At 68.3% G+C, this 21,573-nt stretch carries 21 protein-coding genes; 13 read left to right on the plus strand and 8 right to left on the minus strand.

The annotated features are described in order from the left end of the window. A partial coding sequence (locus tag VFH59_RS05910; protein WP_325163963.1) for an IS3 family transposase occupies positions 1 to 488 on the minus strand: 488 nt, incomplete at its 3' end. Further along, complete coding sequence (locus tag VFH59_RS05915; protein ID WP_325163964.1) at positions 485 to 778, minus strand: transposase; 294 nt, start codon at positions 776 to 778, stop codon at positions 485 to 487. The genes VFH59_RS05915 and VFH59_RS05910, both read right to left, overlap by 4 nt. 558 nt (positions 779 to 1,336) lie before the next feature. Between VFH59_RS05915 and VFH59_RS05920 the strand changes: the two genes are divergently transcribed. Then, positions 1,337 to 2,461 carry a hypothetical protein gene (locus VFH59_RS05920; RefSeq protein WP_325163965.1) on the plus strand — a complete coding sequence of 375 codons (1,125 nt, stop codon included), beginning with the start codon at positions 1,337 to 1,339 and terminating at the stop codon, positions 2,459 to 2,461. Between the two features lie 88 nt (positions 2,462 to 2,549). Here VFH59_RS05920 and VFH59_RS05925 read toward each other — a convergent pair whose 3' ends face one another. After that, complete coding sequence (locus tag VFH59_RS05925) at positions 2,550 to 3,437, minus strand: LysR substrate-binding domain-containing protein (RefSeq protein ID WP_325163966.1); 888 nt, start codon at positions 3,435 to 3,437, stop codon at positions 2,550 to 2,552. Positions 3,438 to 3,560: 123 nt separating this feature from the next. Here VFH59_RS05925 and VFH59_RS05930 point away from each other — a divergent pair, with 123 nt between their 5' ends. Beyond that, entirely contained in the window at positions 3,561 to 4,433 is an 873-nt protein-coding gene (locus VFH59_RS05930) for a PhzF family phenazine biosynthesis protein (RefSeq protein ID WP_325163967.1), read from the plus strand. 91 nt (positions 4,434 to 4,524) lie between these two features. Here the strand turns inward: VFH59_RS05930 and VFH59_RS05935 are convergent, their stop codons facing one another. The 3 genes from VFH59_RS05935 to VFH59_RS05945 form a co-directional block, all read right to left on the minus strand. Continuing rightward, positions 4,525 to 5,625 (minus strand): right-handed parallel beta-helix repeat-containing protein, encoded by a 1,101-nt coding sequence (locus VFH59_RS05935; RefSeq protein ID WP_325163968.1) that lies wholly within the window; start codon positions 5,623 to 5,625, stop codon positions 4,525 to 4,527. Positions 5,626 to 5,975: 350 nt separating this feature from the next. Next, positions 5,976 to 6,593: a hypothetical protein gene (locus VFH59_RS05940; protein WP_325163969.1), complete on the minus strand. Its 618-nt coding sequence runs from the start codon at positions 6,591 to 6,593 to the stop codon at positions 5,976 to 5,978. Between the two features lie 227 nt (positions 6,594 to 6,820). Further along, positions 6,821 to 7,267 (minus strand): hypothetical protein, encoded by a 447-nt coding sequence (locus tag VFH59_RS05945; RefSeq protein ID WP_325163970.1) that lies wholly within the window; start codon positions 7,265 to 7,267, stop codon positions 6,821 to 6,823. A gap of 497 nt (positions 7,268 to 7,764) precedes the next feature. Between VFH59_RS05945 and VFH59_RS05950 the strand changes: the two genes are divergently transcribed. After that, positions 7,765 to 8,865: a hypothetical protein gene (locus VFH59_RS05950; RefSeq protein ID WP_325163971.1), complete on the plus strand. Its 1,101-nt coding sequence runs from the start codon at positions 7,765 to 7,767 to the stop codon at positions 8,863 to 8,865. Positions 8,866 to 8,935: 70 nt separating this feature from the next. Here VFH59_RS05950 and VFH59_RS05955 read toward each other — a convergent pair whose 3' ends face one another. Continuing rightward, positions 8,936 to 9,550 carry a TetR/AcrR family transcriptional regulator gene (locus VFH59_RS05955; RefSeq protein ID WP_325163972.1) on the minus strand — a complete coding sequence of 205 codons (615 nt, stop codon included), beginning with the start codon at positions 9,548 to 9,550 and terminating at the stop codon, positions 8,936 to 8,938. A 102-nt stretch (positions 9,551 to 9,652) separates the two neighbouring features. Between VFH59_RS05955 and VFH59_RS05960 the strand changes: the two genes are divergently transcribed. The 4 genes from VFH59_RS05960 to VFH59_RS05975 all read left to right on the plus strand — a co-directional run bounded on the left by VFH59_RS05960 (position 9,653) and on the right by VFH59_RS05975 (position 14,186). Further along, positions 9,653 to 10,843 (plus strand): FAD-binding domain, encoded by a 1,191-nt coding sequence (locus tag VFH59_RS05960; protein WP_325163973.1) that lies wholly within the window; start codon positions 9,653 to 9,655, stop codon positions 10,841 to 10,843. Between the two features lie 192 nt (positions 10,844 to 11,035). After that, positions 11,036 to 11,407, plus strand: a complete 372-nt coding sequence (locus tag VFH59_RS05965) for a hypothetical protein (protein ID WP_325163974.1) — start codon at positions 11,036 to 11,038, stop codon at positions 11,405 to 11,407. A 186-nt stretch (positions 11,408 to 11,593) separates the two neighbouring features. Continuing rightward, the gene (locus tag VFH59_RS05970; protein WP_325163975.1) at positions 11,594 to 13,768 is read left to right on the plus strand and encodes an alpha-galactosidase; all 2,175 of its coding nucleotides are present in this window, start codon (positions 11,594 to 11,596) and stop codon (positions 13,766 to 13,768) included. Between the two features lie 184 nt (positions 13,769 to 13,952). Further along, complete coding sequence (locus VFH59_RS05975; RefSeq protein ID WP_325163976.1) at positions 13,953 to 14,186, plus strand: VOC family protein; 234 nt, start codon at positions 13,953 to 13,955, stop codon at positions 14,184 to 14,186. 60 nt (positions 14,187 to 14,246) lie between these two features. Here the strand turns inward: VFH59_RS05975 and VFH59_RS05980 are convergent, their stop codons facing one another. Further along, on the minus strand, positions 14,247 to 15,008 hold the full coding sequence (locus VFH59_RS05980) for an SH3 domain-containing protein (protein ID WP_325163977.1): 762 nt from the start codon (positions 15,006 to 15,008) through the stop codon (positions 14,247 to 14,249). A 384-nt stretch (positions 15,009 to 15,392) separates the two neighbouring features. Here VFH59_RS05980 and VFH59_RS05985 point away from each other — a divergent pair, with 384 nt between their 5' ends. From VFH59_RS05985 to VFH59_RS06005, 6 genes are all read left to right on the plus strand, one after another. Further along, positions 15,393 to 16,379: a Calx-beta domain-containing protein gene (locus VFH59_RS05985; RefSeq protein ID WP_325163978.1), complete on the plus strand. Its 987-nt coding sequence runs from the start codon at positions 15,393 to 15,395 to the stop codon at positions 16,377 to 16,379. Then, a complete protein-coding gene (locus tag VFH59_RS05990) occupies positions 16,376 to 18,142 on the plus strand; it encodes an endonuclease/exonuclease/phosphatase family protein (protein WP_325163979.1) in 1,767 nt (588 codons plus the stop codon). Before VFH59_RS05985 ends, VFH59_RS05990 begins: the two co-directional genes overlap by 4 nt. Positions 18,143 to 18,366: 224 nt before the next feature. Next, complete coding sequence (locus VFH59_RS05995; RefSeq protein WP_325163980.1) at positions 18,367 to 19,887, plus strand: hypothetical protein; 1,521 nt, start codon at positions 18,367 to 18,369, stop codon at positions 19,885 to 19,887. A gap of 45 nt (positions 19,888 to 19,932) precedes the next feature. Next, positions 19,933 to 20,190, plus strand: coding sequence for a hypothetical protein (locus tag VFH59_RS06000; protein ID WP_325163981.1), 258 nt, complete (start codon positions 19,933 to 19,935; stop codon positions 20,188 to 20,190). A 120-nt stretch (positions 20,191 to 20,310) separates the two neighbouring features. Beyond that, a complete protein-coding gene (locus VFH59_RS18485; protein ID WP_414655856.1) occupies positions 20,311 to 20,604 on the plus strand; it encodes an HNH endonuclease in 294 nt (97 codons plus the stop codon). A 114-nt stretch (positions 20,605 to 20,718) separates the two neighbouring features. After that, positions 20,719 to 21,558, plus strand: a complete 840-nt coding sequence (locus VFH59_RS06005; protein ID WP_325163982.1) for a hypothetical protein — start codon at positions 20,719 to 20,721, stop codon at positions 21,556 to 21,558. Positions 21,559 to 21,573: the final 15 nt, after the last annotated feature.

A 21,573-nucleotide genomic window follows, 5' to 3' on the forward strand; every position in this document is an offset into this window, starting at 1 on the left:
TCGCCCATCGCCCAACCGACAATCCGGCGGCTGTGAAGGTCCAGCAGGGCGGCCAGGTAGAGCCAGCCGCGGTGCGTCGGCACGAAGGTGATGTCGGCTACCCACACGGCGTTGGGCCGGCTGCTCTTGAAGGGCCACGTCAGGTGGTTGGGAGCGGCAGGAACGCGCTGGTAGGTGCCGCGGGCCTGTACGTACCGTCGGCGCCGGCGGGTCTGGATGGCGTGGTCGCGGCGAAGACGCCTGACGCGGTTGCGCCCGCAGGACTCGCCTTGCTGACGCAGAGCGCGCCACAGCCGCTCCGTGCCGTAGGCCTGGCGGGTCTGCTCGTGCAATTGCCGAATGCGTTCCAGGAGCCGCTGATTCTCGCAGGCCCGGCGGCTCGGCTGGCGCGAGCGCCACGCGTAGAAGCCACTGGGCGAGACGCGAAGCGCCCGGCACAGCGAGCGCACCGGGTACTCCGCCTGGCCTGCGATCCAGGCGTACTTCACTGCAGCTCCCGCGCGAAGTACGCCGCCGCTTTTTTTAGGATCTCGTTCTCTTCCCTGAGGCGCGCCACCTCGCGCTGCAGGGCCGCCAGCTCATCGCTGCTGGCTTTGGGCCTGCCACTGCCGCGGAAGGCCTGCTCACCTTTCGATTCCAACTCGTCGGCCCACTTGTAGAGCCGGTTTCGAGGGATGCCAAGCTCGCGCGCGACCTCGGCCACCGGACGACCGGACCTGCGCATCAACTGCACCGCCTCACGCTTGAACTGGGCGGTAAACCGCTGCCGCTTCTCCATCGAACACCTCCTTGCGAGGATTGTCCTCGCTTTGTGGTGTCCGAGAGAGCGGACCTAGCCCAGGTTCACTTTTGGTGGACCACGGACGCGGGCAGGCCGGTGGCGGCATGAAGGTGAAGCTTGCGCCGATCGGGGTCCCACGCCGAGGTCCTGCTGCAGGAAAATCCGGTTGCGGAACGGTTGGACGACGCAGGGCTGCCCCGCGGTGACCGCCATGGTTGGGTCGACCATGCGCACCGCCACCGGCGGACTCGGCGGCGAGGGCGCCGTCTCGGCTCGTGCCGCAAGACCTGGCGACACGAGCGCGGGGAGGGCCGAGGCGAGCGTGGTTCTGCCTGTGGGGGAAGAGGGAATGCGCATGACGGCTCTCCGCGGGAAACGGGTTTCGCATCCGGGACGTTCGCCTCTTCTACCCCGGGCGTGTGGGCGCGTGCTGATCCCGATCAATGTGAGTACGCACGACCAACGACCAGGGCGCCCGCGAACCTGCCAGGACACGGGGCGGATCACGCGGGGCCGCTACACTGGTGGCAACGGTCCCTCTCCGGATGCAGCGTAATGACTACCGCGACGTTTACCGTGCGGACCGGCGAGCTGGTCGCCTTGCGGCTGTTCGACATTGCCTACGCAATCGATCTCGCGCGGGCGGAGGCCGCATGGCTGACGCATGCCGGCCGGTCGAGCAGCCGCAGCCGCCTGGCGAGCGCGCCGGCCAAGGCCATTGCGTTCGACGTGCCGCCGTTGCAGTTGTTGATGGACCCGATAGCAGTGACGCTGGACGGCGTGACGGTGGAGGCGCAGGTGAGCGTGCGGCTCTACGACTTCGGCGTGGCTGCGCTGGCCGTGCGTGTGCCGATCGCCAACGCGGAATGGCCGGCGTTCGTGAGCCAGTTCAACGCGCTCGACCGGACACTCGGGCCGTCCTCGCCGGAGGGCTTCTGGACGGCGCTGCGTGACCAGGTTCGTGAGGTGGTCGGCCCGGCGCTGGAACGGCCGGCCGATAGCGCCGCCCTGCAGGAGGACTATCTGCTCGGCAAGGTGCACGCCTTGGATGAACCGCTGACCGCGAACGAGCTGCGTGAGCGCGTCGACCTGGCCGCGTTACTGTCCGGGGAGACGCGCCCGCTGTCCGAGGGCGCGCGGCGCGACCTGCTGGCGCAAAGCCTTTCCTACTATGCCGACGACCTGGTGGTACTCACGTGGGATCGCGCGTTCATCTACGAGCCGCGCGGAGACTCGGACGTGGCCGATGTGATCGAGGTGGCCAATGCGCAGTTACTGGAGCTGCGCTACTACGACGAGCTGCTGGATGACGAGCTGCCGCGGATGTACGGCCGCGTGGAGGAGGCGCGGGGTGCGGTCTCGCTGCTCGCCGCCAGGCGCTTTGCGCACCTGGCGCGCGGCCTGTACACGCTGGTCGCCGAGACCACGGAACTGACCGAAAAGGTCGACAACGCGCTGCAGGTCACCGAGGACGTCTATTTGGCACGGATCTACAGCACCGCGCTCGGGTTGTTCCGCGTCGCCTCGTTGAGCACTTCTGTCGACCGCAAGCTGGCGATCATCCGCGATACCTACTCGGCGCTCTACGAGGAAGCGTCCAGCCGCCGTGCCGAACTGCTGGAAATCGCCATCGTGCTGCTGATCGTGCTCGAGGTCGTTCTGAGCCTGATGCGGCCCTAGCGACGGCAGGGCGGAAGGACGAAGTTTGAATTGGGTGGGGTGCCTGCAGGGACACGCCTCGCGTTGAGGCAAACGGCGTGTGGCGACCTCAGGCGCGCAGGCTATGCAGGAACCAGTGGCGCAAGGCGACGATGTCCGGCCGGTCTTCGACATCCCTGGCGCAGGCGAAGTGGTAGGTCTCGCCTTCGAGGGACTGCTCGAAGGGCGCTTCCAGCAGCCCCGAGGCCAGGGCGTCGGCGGCCAGCGGCTGGCTGACGATGGCAATCCCCTGGCCGGCGATCGCCGCCTGGATCGCCAGCAGGCTGTCGGGAAAGCGCAGGCCCGCCCGGGTGTCGACATCGTCGAGCCCGACGAGGGCGCACCAGCGTGGCCAGTCCGGCGCCGGTTTCGGCCGGGTGCGGCCTTCGATGTGGATCAGGGTCGCCTGCCGCAGGTCCTCCGGCCTGGCGATGCCGAGCCGCGGACTGCAGACAGGGACGAAGGCGTCGTCGCGCAACGCGACGCTGGCCGCATCGGCGAAGGGACCGCGGCCGTAGCGGATCGCGGCCTCGATGCCGCCGGCCCTCAGCTCGACGATCGCGTCGGAGGCGTGCAGGCGCAGGTCGATCTGCGGATGCAGGCGACGCAGCTCGCCCATGCGCGGCGCCAGCCACTGGCTGAGGAAGGCCGTGGTGGACGAAAGCGTCAGGGTGGCCGGTTCCTGCGTCCCGCGAAGACGCGCGGCGACCCTGCCGATCTCCGCAAAGCCGGTCGCCGTCGCCTCATAGAGCGCCGCGCCACCGGCGGTCAGCGCGACCGCCCGGGGTGAACGGTCGAGCACGCGCACGCCGAGGAACGCCTCCAGTTGCCGGATCTGATGGCTGATCGCCGTCGGCGTGACGAACAGCTCCTCGGCGGCGGCCTTGAAGCTGGCCCGGCGTGCGGTGGCCTCGAAGGCACGCAGCGCATTCAGGGGCGGAAGTCGGGTTGGCGGCATGATGAGTCCAGATCATCCAGTCGGTGAGAAATCGTCTTTTTACGTTGATGAAGCAACTACTTATCGTCATGGCCAGCAACTTTCGTGAATCAGATTCACCCGACTGCAGGAGGTTCGTCAACCATGGCCGAATACGTGGCAGGTCTCATCGACGTCTTTGCGGAGGCGCCACTGAGCGGTAATCCGCTTGCCGTCGTGGAGGGCGCGGACGGTCTCTCCGACGCGCAGATGCGACGGATCGCGGGCGAGTTCAACCAGGCCGAGACGACCTTCCTTGTCCGGAGTACGCGGGCCGACCGCAAGCTGCGCTCGTTCACCGCCAGCGGCGCGGAGGTGTTCGGCGCCGGGCACAACGCGCTCGGGGCCTGGCTCTGGCTTGCCGAAACCGGCCAGCTCGGCCCGCTCGATGCGCCACGCACCTTCACCCAGGAAATCGGGAGCGATGTCCTGCCGATCACCCTGGGGAAGGTCGACGGCCGCGTGCACGGGCGCATGCGCCAGGCGCCCATGCGGCTGGGTTCCCTGCTCACGGAGCGGGCACCCCTGGCCGAAGCCCTGGGCCTGGACGAACGCGACATCCTCGCGTCGCCGGCGCCGCGCGTCGTAGATACGGGCGCGGCACACCTGATGGTGCGCGTGCGCGACCCGGGCACGGTCGATCGGGCGGCGCCGGCGGTCGACAAGCTGCTGGCGGTACTCGGCCACGCCTGCGCCGAGGGTGGCTACGTCTATGCCTTCGACCCGCAGGCGCCCGGCAGCGCGTATGCGCGCTTCTTCAATCCGACCGTCGGCCTCTGGGAGGACGCCGCCACCGGCACCGCCGCCGGGCCGTTGGCGGCCTATCTCGGCGCGGAAGGCCTGCTGAAGGACTCGGCGCTGGAGGTGGAGCAGGGCGTGAAAATGGGGCGTCGGAGCATCCTGCGACTTCGCCTGGTGCCCGACCCGGAGCTGTCGGGTGCCGGGGTGGTGGTGATGCGCGGCACGCTGGTCGCTTGAGCTTTCGCGCCACCTTCGAGGTCGCGCTCTGCGGCAGGCAAAAAAAAGGGCAGCCAGAAGGCTGCCCCGGGGAGGACCCAGTTGGTGATGCTCAACGGGTGTAGGTGTCGTACTTGGCGTTTGAGTAGACGTTGTTCGAGACCGAGATGTTGTAGCAGCCCTTGCTGAACTGGATGTCGCGGCTCAGGGAACCGCCTTCCTTGGTCGGCGACATGTAGTGGGTGCTGTTGTACTTGAGCGTGTTGCCGGTGATCGACCAGTCGTGCGACTTGCCGCTCGGGCGCACGCCGGCCAGGCCGTTCTGGGTGGCGGTGTTGCCGGTGACCGTCACGTAGCCGGCGCCGATGCCCATCACGCCGAAGCCGTTGTTGCCCGTCATCGTGTTGCCGACGATGGCGATGTCGGCGATGTTGGTGTGCAGCTCGATGCCGTTGCCGTGGTTGTTGGCGAAGGTGTTGTTCTCCAGGCGGACGGCATTGGTCTGGCCCTCGGTCATCGGCTCGATGTCGATGCCCGCCTCCGGCAGCGTGCCGTTGGTGTTCTGGAACGTGCTGTTGACGATGTAGACGTGCTGCGACGGGCCGATCGACAGACCCTGGCGGCGGTTGTTGCTCGACACCACGCCGTCGACGGTCACGTAGTCCGAACGCACGTGGACCTTGTTGACGTCCTTGGCGCCGATCCAGACGCCATCGCCCCAGAAGTTGGAGAGCTTGACGTTCTGCACCAGCACATGGGTCGCGGCGACGATGTTGATGCCGTAGCCCCACTCGCCGGTGGTGCCGAGGTGGCGGGCGCGGTCACCGACCAGGTTGCCGCCGCTGATGCTCACGTCGCTCACGTTGTAGACCTGGAACACCATGTAGCGGGTGGCGCTGGTCGGGATCACTTCGAGCGTGGCCAACGGGTCCATCTGCAGGCTGGTGTGCGAACGCAGCTTGATGGGCTTGGTGGCGTTGATCATGTAGTGGCCGGCCGGAATGGTGACCGTGCCGCCGGTGGTCGGCAGCGAGTCGACCGCAGCCTGGATGGCGGCGGTGTCGTCATGCACGCCGTTGCCGAGGGCGCCCTTGGTGCGCACGTCGACGGTCGCGGTCTGGCCGATGACCGGCTTGGGCATGCTGGTCCACCAGTCGGCGGCGAACGAAGGCGCGGCGACAGCGGAAAGGGCCAGCGCGGCGAGGGCCAGCATCAACGGCTTCCTCACGTGGCGCTTCGCGGTGACGGACGCACGGGCAGCAGCGGCAAGGCTTTGGTTCGTAAAGAAAACGTTCATTTGTCGGGAGGTCTCGGGTCGTTTGGCGCAAAAGACTTCGTCACGCGAAGCTCACGCCAAAAATGCGCGATCGTCACATGCCTGAGCAAGCTGGACAGAAGGCCCCGAGTGGCGGATTTATGACCACGTTGGCAGAAAGCCCCGGGTAGCCCCGCCGGCCCGCCAGGGCGGGTGGGAACCACATCACACAAGGTCTGGGGAGCGCGCGCACACGGGGGTGGCAGCTTTGCCCGACGGCCGCCGCTGGCATTCCGTGGATAACGGCGTCAGTTGCGCCTGCCCGTGCGACCTCGATTCGCCATGTTTCCGCTGGGCGACCGACCGCCCGGCCCGGGGCGCCCGTTTGCGTCCATAAGGCTTTCCCATCGCGTGGCACGGCGCTCGCCATCCGGCAGATCGCGGAAGGCCTGGGCCAGTGCTTCGCGTTCCTCGGGCCGAACGATGCGGCGCCAGAGTTTCAGGTATTCCGGAAACTCGTGCGTGTGCTCGCCGCGGAGGCTCAGGGCGGCGAAGTGCTGGTGCAGCACCCGTCGCTGGCTTTCCTGCAGTGGCGCGTGCTTGAGAGCCCGCGCCAAGCGCGCGCGAAGGTAGCCGGCATACGAGCCGATGTAATGAAGCTGGATGTAGCGGACGGCAAGTTCGATGCAGGCCGGGTCGCTGGCGCGGACGCCCTCGGCAAGACGGTGCACGGTCAGCCGGTAATGCAGCCAGCCATCCTGTTCCGGGACAGCATGGAGGCTCGGTACCTCGATAGGCGCCGGTACGCGCAGCGGGAAGCAGCCGCCCAGGCGCGCGTGTTCCTGCACGATGTCCTCAGCACGCCAGCCGGCCGGGACACCGTGATAGACCCGCCATGGAATCGTGCGTCCGTCATAGACCGACACGGTGGATTTCCCGGTTGCCAGCGATGGAATGTAGGGCAATCGGCCGGGTCGCGTCTGGGTATCGGCCAGGGCCGCCCCTGCATGCGGCCCGGTGGGCACCCACCGCCAGCTGATTTCCCCGGCACCGGATGCAGACCAGGATGGCTGCGAGGCGCGGCGTCAGCCCCGCCAGTGCCCCGGCACGGCGGCCCGGAAACATCGCTGGAAACGCGGGGCGAAGCGCCCGTTCATCGTCGAGCCCGCGTCCGGCCGCGGCCAGCCACGGCTTGCGCAAGCTTCGTCCCCGAGGCCAGTCCCAGCGCCAGTACGCCATAGGTCGCCAGCATCGAGCGCTTGGTGAGCACGAGTTCCCACCCGGGGGTGAGCCGTTTCGGGGTGATGCCGTAGTCGACGGCTGCCGCGACTGCGGACGTCATGCAGGCGCCTCGCAAGAGCGCACCGGCGGAAGGTGGTTGGCGCCTGGCCCGCCAGGACTCGAAGGGCAGTGCCCAGAACACGGCCGATGCGTAGTGGGTCGCGAAGCCGATCAACGTATGCGTGGCATCGAACTGGCCACACCTGGCTGCTTTCTCGCCATGCAGCCAGTGGCTCGTCGCGTTGATGGGCCGCAAGGCGCTCTTGCCTTCGGCCTTGGCCAGCAGCGCCAGGGCCGCCGCCGAGGCGAGGGCCGCCACGGTGCCGGTTATCAGGGCGCTGACGAGGGGCGGAGTGCGATCTGTGTTGCCGTTCGTTCGCCTGTCCATCAAGTGGCCTCTCGCTCACGGGGTGCCCCGCAAGACTGCGGAGCCTCTGGTGGGAGGCACGTGACCCGCGCGCCGCGCGCTGATGAAGGCAGCCTCGGCTTTCAGCCACCCCGCGCCTTGACCGCGGTCCGGGGGCGCCTGGCTGCCGGACGCCTAGACGTCCTGTCGTTCGAACGGGCGTAGGGCGAACTCCTGCCTCGGGCAGGTCCCCCCATCGCCCGGGACTCGGGCGAAGCGTGTCTCTGGCCGCCCGGGGCACGCCAAGCGGGCTGATCCTGAACGAATGCAAAACGGTCACGACATCTATAGCAGTGTCCGCGCCGCCAGAACCTTCGCTGTCGATCGGGTCGGGAGGGGACCTCGGTTCCGAGCCGTTGGGCCGACCGCGCGAGCCGGATCAGGGGGATTACCGTCAGGGAGCATCACCCATGAAAAACCACAAGCTTGCTGGCTCCATCGCGCTTCTGCTTACCGCCCTTGGCGCGGCATCCGCTGCCGCGCAGACCACCACTGCTTCGATCCTTTTCACCCGGCCGTTCTATCGGTCCACCGATGGCGCCCGCGCCATGCTGCTCGATCGCGTGAAACCCTCCGGGGCTGGCGTGGCGCGGCTCGCTCCCTTGCTGTATGGCGTCGACTACCGTCGCGCCGGGTGGTCGCCCAGTGGTGCCGCCGTCGTGTACGAAGCGAGCCAGCAGTCGTCGGCGTGGCAACACTCGCAGCTTTACGTCGTGGATCGGCAGGGCGGGCCCACGCACAGGATTACCGCCGGGCCGGGCACGCATACGTTCGCCTCATGGGGGCCCAACGGGACCGTCGCGTTCATCACGGACGACAACCAGCTCAACCACGACTGCCTTGGCACGGTCCGCGCCGATGGCACGCACCAGCGCATCCTGTTCTGTCCTCCGCGCGAAGCCGGGATGACCACCAGGTACATGGCACTCTCGGCGCCCCAGTGGGCGGCCAGCGGCAAGAGCGTCTATGTCACCGCGGGTACTGACGAAGGTGGGCTGGAACCGCGCCTGTGGTTCTCGAACGTGTATCGGGTCAACGTTTCCACGGGAGCCGCAGTCAAGCTCGCCGGACAGGTGTTCGAGGGTATCAACACCGGCCCGGAATACAGCCTCACGATCGCTCCCGATGGCACGCACGGGGTCTATGACAGCAATCCGATGAACGCGCTCGACTTCGCCATCAACACATTGACGCCGCTTGCCTCCGGCGGCGGCTACCTGCGCTATTCGAAGGACGGTCGCAAGATCGCCTTCGCCAGGCAGGAGGGGCCCGGCATCGGCCACTTGCATGTCTACGTGATGCGCGCCGACGGGAGCCACATCCACCCGGCCTTGGTCAACCCGGATCCGGATGCCGACTACACGCCGGTCGACTGGTCCTTCGACGGGACCCGTCTGCTGGTGAACAAGTGGAAAGGCGATACGTGGTTGCAGATCGTCGACCTTCGCAACAACACGGCGAGGACCGTCGTTCGCGGCACCGCGGACAACGGGGCGTGGTTCCATCCGTAAGCCACCGGTAGCGGGGGCGGCCATTTGCCCGCCCCTTCGGGGGCGGGCACCGGGAAGCGCAACCGCTCACTCACCCTTTGGCGTCGAGCGCACCCAGCAGCGGGGGCAGGGCGTCGCGAAGCATGTGCGAAGCGCGTACGCGCGCGTCGGTCCACTGCTGCAGCAGCAGGCCGTCGATGATCGCCATCAGGCAGGAGGCGGTCGCCTCGACAGGCAGATCCTGGCGGAATTCACCGGCACGCATGCCGTCCCGGATCATGCCGGCCAGCTGGGTTCGGAAGGCGCCGAACAGTTCGGCATAGCGCGCACCGAAGCGCAGGCGGGTCTCCTCCACGCCACAGGCGGACCAGAACTCCATGGTCAGGGGGATGAGACCTTCGTTGGCGTCCACCGCGTCCATCACGCTGTGGAAGAGCGCCGCGATCCGCGCCTTCGCGGTCGGCGGGTCGATGTCACCGGAGGGTGTGGGTGGCTGCATCGCATCGCGCGTGAGCTGCTCGAACAACTCGTAGAAAAGGTCTTCCTTGCTGGCGAAGCTGAGATACACCGTGCCCTTGCTGATGCCGGCGGCCTCGGCGATCTGGTCGATGGTCGCCTGCCGATAGCCGCGCGTCGCGAAGACCCTCGCGGCGGCTTCGAGGATTTCCCTTCTACGGGCGTGCTTGTCGACCTTCTTCGGCGCCATGGTGGTGTTCCCTTGAATATGACTGACCGGTCAGTCATATTTGTGCGATCGCCCAGCATAACGGTTCGGGCGGGGCCAAGGCATCCATCGAGAGGGTTTCCCATGACTGCATCTTCCCTGCGTGTGGCGATCAGTGGCGCCGGTGTCGCCGGTCCGGCCCTGGCCCATTGGCTGTTGCGCTGCGGCCACCGGCCGACGCTGATCGAGCAGGCGCCGGCGTTCCGTACCGGCGGCTACATCATCGATTTCTGGGGCACCGGCTACCGGATTGCCCAGCGCATGGGCATCGAGCAGGCCGTCCGTGCGGCGGGCTATCAGGTGCAGCGGCTGGAATCGGTGGACGACGAGGGCAGGGTGCAGGCGAGCATGCACACGGACGTCTTCGAGCGCCTGACCGATGGCCTGTTCACCAGCCTCCCGCGCGGCGACCTCGCCGCCACGATCTACGCCACGGTGGCCGACTCGTGTGAAACCCTCTTTGGCGACAGCATCACGGCGATCGACCCGCGGCACGACCGCGTCGACATCACCCTGGGCAACGGCGGCGCGCGCAGCTTCGACCTCGTGGTCGGAGCCGACGGGCTGCATTCCAACGTGCGCCGGTTGGTGTTCGGACCCGACACGGACTTCGAGCACTACCTGGGTTGCCGGGTGGCGGCGTGCGTGGTGGACGGCTACCGGCCCCGCGACGAGCTGGTCTACGTGACGCACAACGTACCTGGCCGCCAGGCCGCGCGCTTCACGTTGCGCGGCGACCGGTCGTTGTTCCTGTTCGTGTTCCGGAGCCAGGACACGACCGACCCCGGTGGCCTCGGTGCGCGCAAGGCGCTGCTCCGGCGCAAGTTCGCGGACGCGGGGTGGGAGTGCCCGCGCATGCTCGACGCGCTGGACGATGCCGAGGACCTTTACCTGGACGTGGTCAGCCAGGTGCGCATGGCGAACTGGTCGCGCGGCTGCGTCGCGCTGATCGGCGACGCGGCCGCCTGCATTTCCCTGCTGGGTGGCGAAGGCACCGGCCTGGCCATGACCGAGGCCTACACGCTGGCAGGCGAGCTGCAGCGTGCCGGTGGGGATTACCGACAGGCCTTTCCGGCCTACGAGGCCCGCCTGCGGTCGCTGATTGCGCGCAAGCAGAGGGCTGCGCAAGGCTTCATCGGCTTTTTCGCAGCGCGCACCGCGCTGGGGGTCTGGCTGCGCAACCTCGGCATCCGGGCGATGAACAAGCCCTGGTTGACCGGACTGATCGCCGGAAGCGTGCGTGACGACTTCGACCTCCCTGACTACGGCATGTGAGAGCGCCGGCCACGGTGCGGGCAGACCCTCTGGCCGATGCGGGCGTGCCCCACCGTCGTGCCGGCCCCGGGCTTGGCCTATAGTCGGAAGCGGCACCCGGAGGTGCCGTCAAACACAGGGGACAACATGTTTTCTTTCGTAAGGACCGCGGGCGTCGGTTGCCTGGTGGCTGGACTTGCTGCTTGCTCGACGATGACACACATCAGTTCGACGGCGCCGGACACGCGCCTGGCCGTCAAGCACGAAGCGCCGGCGGTGCCCTCAACCGTGCGCTTGAAGGACACGAGCTTCGGCAACTACGAGTTCAAGGTGGAGCGGCCGGGCCGCGATCCGTTCTACGGGATCCTCCCGCTACGCTTCCATGGCGGCCGCCTCGCGGCCGACATCCTGTTCTTTGCCCCGGCTGCGTTCTTCAACCTCCGAGGCGTGTTCCCGTACTACCAGATCGACGCCGACAACGGCGTGGTCCGGTACAAGGCGAATGCCACCGACGACTGGCACGAATATCGTCCGACGACGGCCGAAAAGGAGCGCGCGCGCCAGTTCTTCGGTGTGAGCGGCTAACGCTCAGGGGGGGGATGCCTGTCGCATCCCCCTTTCCACATGGCGGCAAGCACGGCGGGCACTGCGGCGCCTGGAAGCGAACTTTCTCCACTCGATTGCCGGTGACGGACTTCGATCCGCTTGGCACCGCCTGCCGCCAGGGTGATCATCCGGCAGGTCGCGACGCCGCTACCCGGAGCGAGCCACATGACTTCTCGTCCTGCGTGGACCTGCCTCGTGCTCGGCCTGTGGGCGGTGTGGCCGCTGGCGGCGCCGGCACGAGTGGCGCGCATCCTTGTCGGCAACCGCGACAACCGGATCGTCCTCCAGGCCGGGGCTTCGGCGCCTGGGCTGCTGCAGCTGGCGCGCCAGGGTGGCGCCGCCTGGGAGGGCGATGCGGCAGCGGTGCTGATCGGGCATGCCGGGATCGGGGGCAGGGAGGTACCGCTGCACTGGCGGTACGATCCGGATGCCAGCCGCCAGCGGGAGGATGCCGCGAGCCTGGTCTACGAGGACCGCGCGGCCGGACTGCGCCTGTACTGGGAATGGCGTGCGCGGGCGTCGCACGGGCCGCTCGAGCACGTGATCCGCATCGAGAACCGCAGCGGGCGGCGGGTGTGGCTACCGCTGCAACCCAGCCTGCAATTCGCGTGGAAGGTGGCGGCGGACCAGCCGCTGTCGCAGGTCTGGGTCGACAAGGGGGCCGGCGAGCCGCCGCCGGTGGGTACGCATCGGGTCGCCATCGCCGCGCACTACGACTGGCGCGGTACGTCGAGCACGTTCGCGCATCCGCGTCCGGGCGAGGCGCGCGAGATCATTCCGTGGTTCCTGGTCAGTGGCGAGGGCGCGGGCGGCTGGTACGTCGGCGTGGAGTTCAGCGGCCGCGTCGCGATGAACCTGAAGCGCACCGGCGCGGTGCTGGCAGGCACGGTCGGACTCAACCCCGTGCCCGGTCCGTTTCGCACCCGCCTCGAGCCCGGCGCCACCTTGGCCACCCCGACGGTCTTCGTGGGTGCCAGTGACGGCGATCCGGACGACACCGGCAACACGCTGCGGCGCTGGGTGCGCGAGGTGCTCGGCGATCCGGCGACGCGGGCCGACCCTGCCTATCCGCTGGTGACCAACAACAGCTGGGGCAGTGCCATGGCGATCGACGAGGCGCAGGCGCGGCGCATGATCGACGACGCGGCGCGGCTGGGCTTCGAGATGTTCCACCTGGACGCGGGCTGGTTCCGCGCCGTCGGCGACTGGCACGCCGATCCGCACAAGTTCCCGCACGGCATCGCCGCGCTGTCGGACTACGCGCACCGCAGGGGCCTGAGGTTCGGGCTTTGGGCGGCCTGGGCCCAGGCGGGCACCAGCCCGGCCAGGGGCGCGCTCGACGTCGCCGATCCGACGGTGCGCGACTGGTTGACCACCGACCCGCCACCCGGCTGGAAGCCCACCGGGTTCAAGGGCGTGACGATCGACCTGGGCGTGCCGGCGGCGCAGGCGTGGGCGACCGGCGAGACCGACCGTCTCGTGCGCGAGTACCACCTCGACATGCTCGAACACGACGGCTATATCGTCGCCCAGGGGTGCGACCGCCACGATCATCCCCACGCTGCGGCTGACCCTGGTCGCATCCGGCGTTACAGCGACGACGACTTCCTGTGGGTCGACGCGGCCAACGCGACCGACGTCAGCCTGCACGCGACGCGTGCGTACTACGCGGTCCAGCAGGCACTGAGGCGCCGGCATCCGGGCCTGCTGCTCGAGGTCTGCAACGACGGCGGGCGCATGGTCGATTTCGGCAGCGCCGCCTACGGCGACTACTTCTCGATCGTCGACTCCTACGACCCGCTGTCCAATCGGCAGGCCTTCTATGACGCCAGCCACGTGCTGCCGCCGGCGATGCTGGAGACCTACGTGAAGGCGTGGCCGACACCACGGATCGAGAATTTCCGCTACATGCTGCGCAGCGGCATGATGGGCTGGTTCACCGTAATGATCGACACCCATGGCTGGACGCCTGCGCAGCACGCGGCCGCGGCCAGGGAGATCGCCTTCTACCAGTCGGCGCTGCGGCCGCTCATCCGTGACGCGGGTCTCTATCACGTGGGGCCGCGACCGGACGGCAAGGGCTGGGACGGCACCGAGTATTTCGATGGCGCGCGCGACCAGGGCGTGGTGTTCGCTTTCCATGGCAGCGACCCGGCGCCGCGCGTGTTCCGGTTCAAGCTGCGCGGGTTGCGCACGGGGCAGCGATACCGCGTGCACTTCCGTGACCACTCCTCGCCCGACCGCGTGTTGGACGGGCGCGCACTGATGGCTTCCGGGCTGGCGGTGACGCTGCCGACGCCGGAGTCTTCCGAGCTGGTGGTGATCGAGGGTGTCCGGTGAGCCCGGACCCTGCGGGGTGGCCACCGATCGAAGCCGTCCAGCGAGGCGATGGTGTGGGTCATCCTGAGTTCCGCTTCTACTTCTTCACTTCGCGCTACGAGGAAACCGTCAGCTTCTATCGCAATGCGCCGGGCCTGGAGGTGTCTTCCGTTCCTGGGACCGCGGTAAGGCGGCGCGCGGCACGGTGTTCCGCTCGCCCAACGGCGTCGGTCTGATCGAGGTCGAGGCAGGCGGCCAGGTGCCCCAGGTCCATGGCGGGCTCTATATCGAGGTGCCCGACATCGACCGCTGGTACGCGCGTGTGGCGGCCGCGGGCTGCCCCATCCTGAGAACGCTGGCGACGACGGAGTACGGGCCCCGCAACTTCCGGACCGCCGATCCGAGCGGCGTGGAAGTCACTTTCTTCGCCTGTCCCTGACCGTCAGGGCGGGGTCGAAATGCCGGTGCTTGCGGCGCCCGGCCCGAACGGAAGCCTGCGTCAATGTCCACGATCGTGCTGGTCGTGATCGTGCGGCGGAGGGCGGCGCGCGTCCGTGCGATGGTCCGCTGGCGCATGGACGGCGGGTGGATGGGCGATGGGCGCGCCTTGCGGCGGCCTGGTCGGGTTCGGTGCGGGCGGTCGCTGCTGCCAGCGCTGCACCTGCTTGTGCATCGTGGGCGGTGCTTTCGGCTGCTGCCGATCCGCGGGCACCCGGGGCGGAACGCGACCTGGCGTCGGCTCGGGTCGCCGGTAGGGCGCGGGTGCGGCGTGCCACCGGTCGCGGTCGTGGTCCCCGCGGTGGTCCTTCAGACGCTGCGGGTGCGCCCAGGGCCCGTGGGGTGGCGGCGGCGCATGATGCGGAGGCGGGCGGCGATACCAGCGTTCGCGCTCGCGATAGAAGGGTCGACCGACGTAGTGGCGATCCCAGTAGGTCACGATGGAGAACGACACGATCGGGACGCCCAGGCGCGCGCCATACGCATGGACCAGCACCGGCCGGTCGTCGTACTCCTGCTGGATGAAGGTGCCGGCGACCCAGCCGCGCTCGTCCTCGAACACGACGTCGCACCACTCCCAGCCATCCGTACAACCTTCGATGCCGACCGGCGCGCCGGCCGGGATCATGTCAACCGCCGGGTAGCCGATGTCGGGCCCGGCACGCAGGGTGACAGTACCGGTCACGTAGCCATCCGCGGCCATGGCCTGCAGTGGAATGCCGGCCAGGAGCGCCAGTGCGCCGTACCAGGCTGATCGCTTCATGGTGGTTCTCCTTCGGCAAGGTCGGCCGCCCCTGGCTCGGCCAGGCGATCCTGTTCCCCGGCGAAGGGGCGGCGCAAGCGCGAAGCCAGGCGATGCCGGCATTGAATCCGGACAGCTGCCTCCGTCCCTTGCGCGCAGGACCGGCACTGGCGTTGTTGCTCCCTGGCCGCCGTTATCGGCGGTGCGATCGTGCTCCGTGTTGATGTCGGTCAAGCGGGGGGCGCGGGGCGCGGCGCCCTCCGCGGTGCCGACCACGCCTCGTTCACGTCCGGCTTCGGTTACTGACGGGCGTGCGCAGCACCGGTCCCGGGGATGCAACGGTGCTGTCACGCCCGCTTGCTAGTTTCCGGCAGGCTACGTCCACAACGAGAGGGGAGTCTCGACATGCTTCGATCAGGTCGCGCCATGGGCATGGCGCTGTGTCTTCTTGCGGCCTCGCTGCCAGCGCTGGCCTCGGATCTCACGATCAGCAATTTCCGCGTGCGCGGACCGGCCGGGGGCAACGACGAGTTCGTCGAACTGCACAACGGTTCGGGTGCATCGCTCGACGTGGGCGGCTACGCCTTGCTCGCGTCCAACGCATCGGGCACCACCGGTACGCGCGCCACGCTGCCCGCCGGCACCACGATCGCACCCGGCTGCTACCTGCTGCTGACCAACGGCGCCAGCAGCGGCTATTCGGGCAGCGTCGGCGGGGACGTGGGCTACAACACAGGCATCACCGATACCGGCGGGCTGGCCATCGCCGATGCCTCCGGCAAGCTGCTCGACCAGGTCGGCCTGAGCAGCGGCTCCGCGTACGGCGAGGGCACGCGGCTGGCGTCGCTCGGCTCGAGCAATGTCGACCAGTCCTACGCGCGCACCCGCGATGCGTCGGGCGACCTCAGGGACACCGGCGACAATGCCGCCGACTTCGCGGTGCAGGCGCCTTCGCAGCCGCACAACAGCACCAGCACGTGTTCGGACGTGGGGCTCGGCGTATCGGTGGCCGATGCCGCGATGGACGAAGGCGACAGCGGTACCACGGCACTGGTCTTCACGCTGACCCTCAGCAAGCCCGCGCCGGCGCCGGTGCAGGTGCGCTTCACCACTGCCGACGGTGCGGCGACCGTGGCCGATGGCGATTACGAGGCGCTGGACGAGGTGGTGCATTTCGCCGCCGGCGACACCACGCAGCAGGTGAGCGTGACGGTGTACGGCGACACCACGGTCGAACCGGACCAGGACTTCGCGGTGCATCTGAGCGAACCCTCGGCCGGGCTCGCCATCGCCAGGGCGGATGCGATCGGCGGCATCCTCAACGACGACGCGGCGCAGGCCGAGATCTTCCAGATCCAGGGCAGCGGCGACCGTTCGCCGGCCAGCCGGTGATCACCCGCGGCAACATCGTCACCAGCGTCGGTCCCGCCGGCTTCACCATGCAGACGCCCGACAGTCGGGACGATCGCAACCGCATGACCTCCAACGGCGTGTATGTGTTCACCGGCGGCGCCCCGCAGGTGGTCACCGGCGATGCGGTCGACGTGCGCGGCACCGTGGCCGAATACTACGGGCTGACCGAGCTGACCCGCGCCACCGTCACGGTGACGGGCACCGGCAACCGCCTGCCGGCGCCGGTGATCTTCGGCCACACGGTGCCTTCCGCCGACCCGGAGCACCTGTCCTGCGGCATGACCAACTTCGAGTGCTTCGAGGGCATGCGCATCCTGGTGCTCAACGGCATCGTCGACCGCGCCAACCAGCGCTACGGCAAGGATCCGTTCGCCGAGGTATTCGTCAGCGCCAACGGCACCCGCTCGCTGCGCTCGCCGGGCGTGCCGTTCGGTAGCGCGCCGTCGGACATCCATTCCGGCGTGTGGGACGGCAACCCGGAGGTGTTCGAGATGGACGCCGACGCGCTTGGCGCCGTGCCCGATGGCACCGGCATCAACGCCGGCGCACGCTTCATGGCCGAGGGCGTGATGAGCTACAGCTACGGCGACTACGACTTCCAGCCGACCAGGCTGCACATCCTCGATCCCAACACGCTGCCGCGTCCCGTGGCCGACCGGCGCACCCCGCACGGGCTGCGCGTGGGCAACCTCAACATGCTGCGCCTGTGCGACACCGATGGTGGCAACAGCCGGTACGAGTGCGGCGACAACGGCACGCCGACGGCGTCGGCGTTGAAGCTCAAGCTGGAGCGGCTCTCCGCCTACATCGGCGGCGTGCTCAGGCTGCCCGACGTGCTGGCCGCCGAGGAGGTGGAAAGCGAGGCGGTGCTGCAGCAGCTGGCCGACCAGCTGGCCACCGACTATCACGTCACCTACAGCGCCCACCTGGTGGACGGCCACGACCCCAGCGGCATCGACGTGGGCTTCCTGGTGCGTACCGATCGCGTCCGCGTGGACGGGCTGACCCAGCTTGGTGGCGAGGCGACCTGGATCGATCCGGCGACGGGCGAGTCCGACTTCCTGCACGACCGGCCGCCGCTGTTGCTGGAGGGCACCATGCTCGACCGCAACGGTTTCTCGTTCCGCCTGCTGGCGGTGCATCCGAAGTCGCGCATCGGCGTGGACAAAGGATCCAGCGCGCCGCGCAACCGCCAGAAGCGCCTCGAGCAGGCCAGGGATATCGCTCGGGACGTGCAGGACCTGCAGACCGACGCCAAGTCCGGGTACGAGCCGCTGGTTGTGCTGGGCGACTTCAACGCCTACCCGTTCACCGACGGCTGGGCGGACGTGGTCGGCGCCATCGCCGGCACCTATGACGATAGCGCCAACCTGCTCGACCTGGGAGGCAACATCGTCCGGCCGGCGCTGTGGAACGCCGTGCAGTCCGTACCTTCGAACGACCGCTATTCGTTCCTCTTTACCGAACAGCTGGGTCCGATCCAGGGCTACGCGAAGAACGGCTCGTACGACTCGGGCCGCGACGTGCCGGTCGCGCAGGTGCTCGACCAGGCCTTGCTCGACCGCGTCGCCCAGCGTTGCTTCCGCGGTTTCCAGTACGGCCGCGGCAACCTGGATGCGCCGGACCAGACCCAGGACGACGCGGCCGGCTATCCCGACGTGCGCAAGGCGATCGGCGTGTCCGACCATGACGGCTTCGTGCTCGACCTGGCCTGCCCGGGGCTGTCGCACGGCCGGCACTGAGCGACCCCGCCGGCAGGAAAGGGCCCGCCAGCGACGGCGGGCCCTTTTTTGGTGGGGAGGCCACCCACGAAGGGTTGCGCGCTCCTGGAGCGCCGGTCTGCCCCCGGGCGATCCGTGACTTCCTGCCCAGGGACGACCAGCACTGCCTCCTGGCGGCCCGTGTTCCTAAGATGCTCCCGCCCGGGCATGCCCCGTGTCGGGCGTGCTCGAGCCGGAGGCGAGTGATGCAAAGGTCCTGGATTGCGTGCCTGTTGCTGGCCGTGGTGTGCCTGCCGGCACACGCGGCGGCGCCGAAGGCGGCGTTCCATCTGCTCGAACCCGTCCGCGACAAGGCCGGCAACGCGCTTGAGCAGAAGGCGCCCGACGGTCGCCTCATACCGGTCGCCCGGCCGTATCACGGCAAGCTCGAGGCCGGCGTGCGGGCGGTGCTGGCCAGCGGTCTGGTGGCGAAGCTGCCGGCCATCGATGCCCAGGCGCGAGAAGCGAGCCGCTACCGGGTGGATTGCCCCGCGTTGGGCGGCGGCATTGCCATCTATCTTTCCGACGAGGACGGGGGCTTCGCCCGCAAGGATCTCTACGTGGAGAGCACGCCGGGGCACCGCGTCCTGTGCCGCGACTATTTCGTGGATATCACCCTCGACGATGCTTCGCTCGAGGACGGGCAGTTCGAGGAGGTGCTGGCGCACGAGTACGGGCATGTGCTGCTGCGCCGCCTGCTCGGTCCGATCCCGCCGACGCCCTCGCGCCAGGCGCATTCGGTGTTCGCGGTGACCGATCTCGTGACGGCCTTCGACGAAGGCTTCGGTATCCAGATGCAGCCGCTGGCGGCACGGCTGTCGGCGACACCCGGGTTCCGCGCCAGGGCACAAGGGCGAGCCACGCCTTCCGCTGCCGACCTGTGGTTGAGCCGCCGCGAAACCTGGGCGCGGGAGACGGCCGTGCCCCACAACGATTTCGTGTTCGAGCCGCTGCCGCCCGGCGAGGGCGATGCCTACGCCCGCTGGCTGGCCGGCGAAACGTCCTTGCCCGCCGATCGCTGCCATCTGAAGTCCGGTAACGCGATGATGGTCTCCGAGGGCGTGGCTGCCGCCTTCCTCTACCGCCTGCTGGATACCGGCGAGGGCGATGCGGCGGTCGAACGGCGCTACACGCAGCTGGTGACCGTACTGGCCCGCCTCGGCCAGTGGCCGGCGCAGGCGCCGCTGGTCGCCCTGGTGCGGAGCTGGGGCGAGGCTTACCCGCAGGACAGGGCCGACGTGAGCGGGCTGTTCCTGGATGTCACCTATGGCGCGACCGTGTCCACTGCGCTGCACGACCAGGCCGAGCGGCTCTCCTGCGAGGGGGCACGTGGGGCGCTCGGCAAGTTCCTGCCGGCCCTGAAGGCCTACCGCGCCGCGCTCGGGAAGGCGGCCACGGGAGTGGCGAACGGACACCTCGCGCTCGATGCCGGACTCGGCCCGGCGTTGTGGCTGGCCGATCCGGCGATCCGGATTCCGGGCGAGCCCTGGTCCGATGAGCGCAAAGAGCCCCTGGTGGTCGACCTCAACACCGGCGGGGAGCCTGCGCTCAGCCTGTTGCTCGGCGATCGCCAGCTGGCGTCGAAGCTGGTCGACGCAAGGCGAAAGGGGCCGTTCGCGAGCCTGCAGGACGCCATTCGTCGGGCCGCGCTGGACGCCGCACAGGCGACCTTGTTGCAGCACCTGGCGTCGTCCTACGCGACGCTTCCCGATTTCGTGCGCCGCTGATCCGACCGGTGTAAAAAGGGAGGATTCCGGAAAGGGAGTTCAGCGATGCATCCGAGAGCGTGGTTCGGATTGGCGGTCAGGGTGATCGGGCTGTGGACGATGGTGCAGAGCGGTTCTTCCTTCGTCTACGCGTTCAACCTGGTGAAGGAACTCGACCTCAAGGGCGTCTCGCCCATGGCCATGTTCAACCAGGGCTTGGAGGGCCTCGTGGTCGGCCTGGTGCTGGTCACGTTCGCCTCCTCCATTGCGGCATGGGCGTATCCGCGGCGGGATGCGGAGCCTTCGGACAATCTGCAGGATTGAAGGCAGGGGGTTCGCAAAGGCGAACCTCGCCGGATCAACGCGATGCCGTGGTGCATGGATCGAATCAGGGAGGACAAGGTGGCCAGGGATCCGGAAAGGGAGTTCAGCAGGCAAACCAAGATGCAGGCGCTGGCCCGGCAGGATTTCCTGTGCGCAAGCTGCGCTTCGCTGATTCTGCCGTTTGCCGGCAAGGGGCTGGTAAGCGTTGCCTGGGGAGAGAGCGCCCATGCACACCATCGAAGGCCCATGAAGCCGCCTTTCCATGGAGGGGCGAACGTGGAGAACTGCGTGATCCTGTGTGACAGCTGCCATATCAACGCCCATGAGGGCGGCAGATACCGGACTGGGACCGCTTGGGGGAGGATCGCGGACTTTCCGTATTTCCGTGGAACCAGGGGCGGGTGGAAAGAGTGACCGGCTGGCAAGGGGCGGACGGGTCCTGGCTGATCCTTGGCGGTATGAGGCGGTATGAGAGGGGTCGATGTTGTCCGCCTGCGGTCGGATTGCATTACAGACAAGGGGGGCTTTATGAAGCGCGTGGTTTTCTGGGTGGCCTGTCTGGTGCTGATGGCGTGCTGTTTCACGGCGTCGGGCGCCACAAGCGATCGCCCGTGGGGGAGCATGGCCGTGTCGGGCGTGCTGGACATCAACCCCGACGGGAGCGTGCGGGACTACACGGTCGATCGGCCTGAGAAACTTCCTTCGGTGGTTCTTGATGTGCTGAAGCAGACGGTGCCCGGTTGGCGGTTCGAGGTGGATACGCGCAAGCCGGCGATCGCGCGGGTGAGGATGAACGTACGGGTCGTGGCCAAGCCGGTCGACCGGACCGAGTTCTCCATCAGCGTGGAAGGGGTGGACTTCGCGGACGACAGCCGGAATGCCGCGGAGGACCTTACCGAGCGCGACATGACGCCGCCCGTCTATCCGAGGGATGCGATCGATATTCGGACGGCGGCCACCGTCTATGTGCTTGTACGCGTAGGTCGCGACGGGCATGTCCTGGATGCAGCTGCCGAGCAGGTCAATTTCACGATGGCTTGCCCGAAGTACGCGAGGGCGGGGCTGGAGCGCATCTTCATCGCGTCCAGCGTGAAGGCTGCCCGCCGCTGGACGTTTGCTATCCCCACCAAGGGGCCCCTGGCGGATTCGCCCTACTGGAATGCAAGAGTTCCTGTCGTCTACTCGCTGGCCGAGTACGGCGAGCGGGTCAAGGAACCGGCTTATGGCGCCTGGCAACCCTATCTACCCGGGGGTCGTTTGGCGATCCCGTGGGAAACGGATCCTTCGCTGCTCGCAACCGCACCGGATGCCGCCCCCGATGGCAAGGCCACCTTGCTGGATGGCAAGCCACGCCTGGTGATGCAGTAGCGCGCAAGCAGGGGC

This window comes from Frateuria sp., assembly GCF_035695185.1.
GTDB lineage: Bacteria > Pseudomonadota > Gammaproteobacteria > Xanthomonadales > Rhodanobacteraceae > Frateuria_A.

Excerpts from the sequence above, each read along its gene's own strand:
- VFH59_RS05985 (WP_325163978.1), top strand. The coding sequence starts at position 15,393 with ATGCTTCGATCAGGTCGCGCCATGGGCATGGCGCTGTGTCTTCTTGCG.
- VFH59_RS05965 (WP_325163974.1), top strand. The coding sequence starts at position 11,036 with ATGACACACATCAGTTCGACGGCGCCGGACACGCGCCTGGCCGTCAAG.
- VFH59_RS05950 (WP_325163971.1), top strand. The coding sequence starts at position 7,765 with ATGAAAAACCACAAGCTTGCTGGCTCCATCGCGCTTCTGCTTACCGCC.
- VFH59_RS05980 (WP_325163977.1), bottom strand. The coding sequence starts at position 15,008 with ATGAAGCGATCAGCCTGGTACGGCGCACTGGCGCTCCTGGCCGGCATT.
- VFH59_RS05935 (WP_325163968.1), bottom strand. The coding sequence starts at position 5,625 with ATGCTGGCCCTCGCCGCGCTGGCCCTTTCCGCTGTCGCCGCGCCTTCG.
- VFH59_RS05930 (WP_325163967.1), top strand. The coding sequence starts at position 3,561 with ATGGCCGAATACGTGGCAGGTCTCATCGACGTCTTTGCGGAGGCGCCA.
- VFH59_RS18485 (WP_414655856.1), top strand. The coding sequence starts at position 20,311 with ATGCAGGCGCTGGCCCGGCAGGATTTCCTGTGCGCAAGCTGCGCTTCG.
- VFH59_RS05955 (WP_325163972.1), bottom strand. The coding sequence starts at position 9,550 with ATGGCGCCGAAGAAGGTCGACAAGCACGCCCGTAGAAGGGAAATCCTC.
- VFH59_RS05960 (WP_325163973.1), top strand. The coding sequence starts at position 9,653 with ATGACTGCATCTTCCCTGCGTGTGGCGATCAGTGGCGCCGGTGTCGCC.
- VFH59_RS05970 (WP_325163975.1), top strand. The coding sequence starts at position 11,594 with ATGACTTCTCGTCCTGCGTGGACCTGCCTCGTGCTCGGCCTGTGGGCG.
- VFH59_RS05995 (WP_325163980.1), top strand. The coding sequence starts at position 18,367 with ATGCAAAGGTCCTGGATTGCGTGCCTGTTGCTGGCCGTGGTGTGCCTG.
- VFH59_RS06000 (WP_325163981.1), top strand. The coding sequence starts at position 19,933 with ATGCATCCGAGAGCGTGGTTCGGATTGGCGGTCAGGGTGATCGGGCTG.
- VFH59_RS06005 (WP_325163982.1), top strand. The coding sequence starts at position 20,719 with ATGAAGCGCGTGGTTTTCTGGGTGGCCTGTCTGGTGCTGATGGCGTGC.
- VFH59_RS05915 (WP_325163964.1), bottom strand. The coding sequence starts at position 778 with ATGGAGAAGCGGCAGCGGTTTACCGCCCAGTTCAAGCGTGAGGCGGTG.
- VFH59_RS05920 (WP_325163965.1), top strand. The coding sequence starts at position 1,337 with ATGACTACCGCGACGTTTACCGTGCGGACCGGCGAGCTGGTCGCCTTG.
- VFH59_RS05925 (WP_325163966.1), bottom strand. The coding sequence starts at position 3,437 with ATGCCGCCAACCCGACTTCCGCCCCTGAATGCGCTGCGTGCCTTCGAG.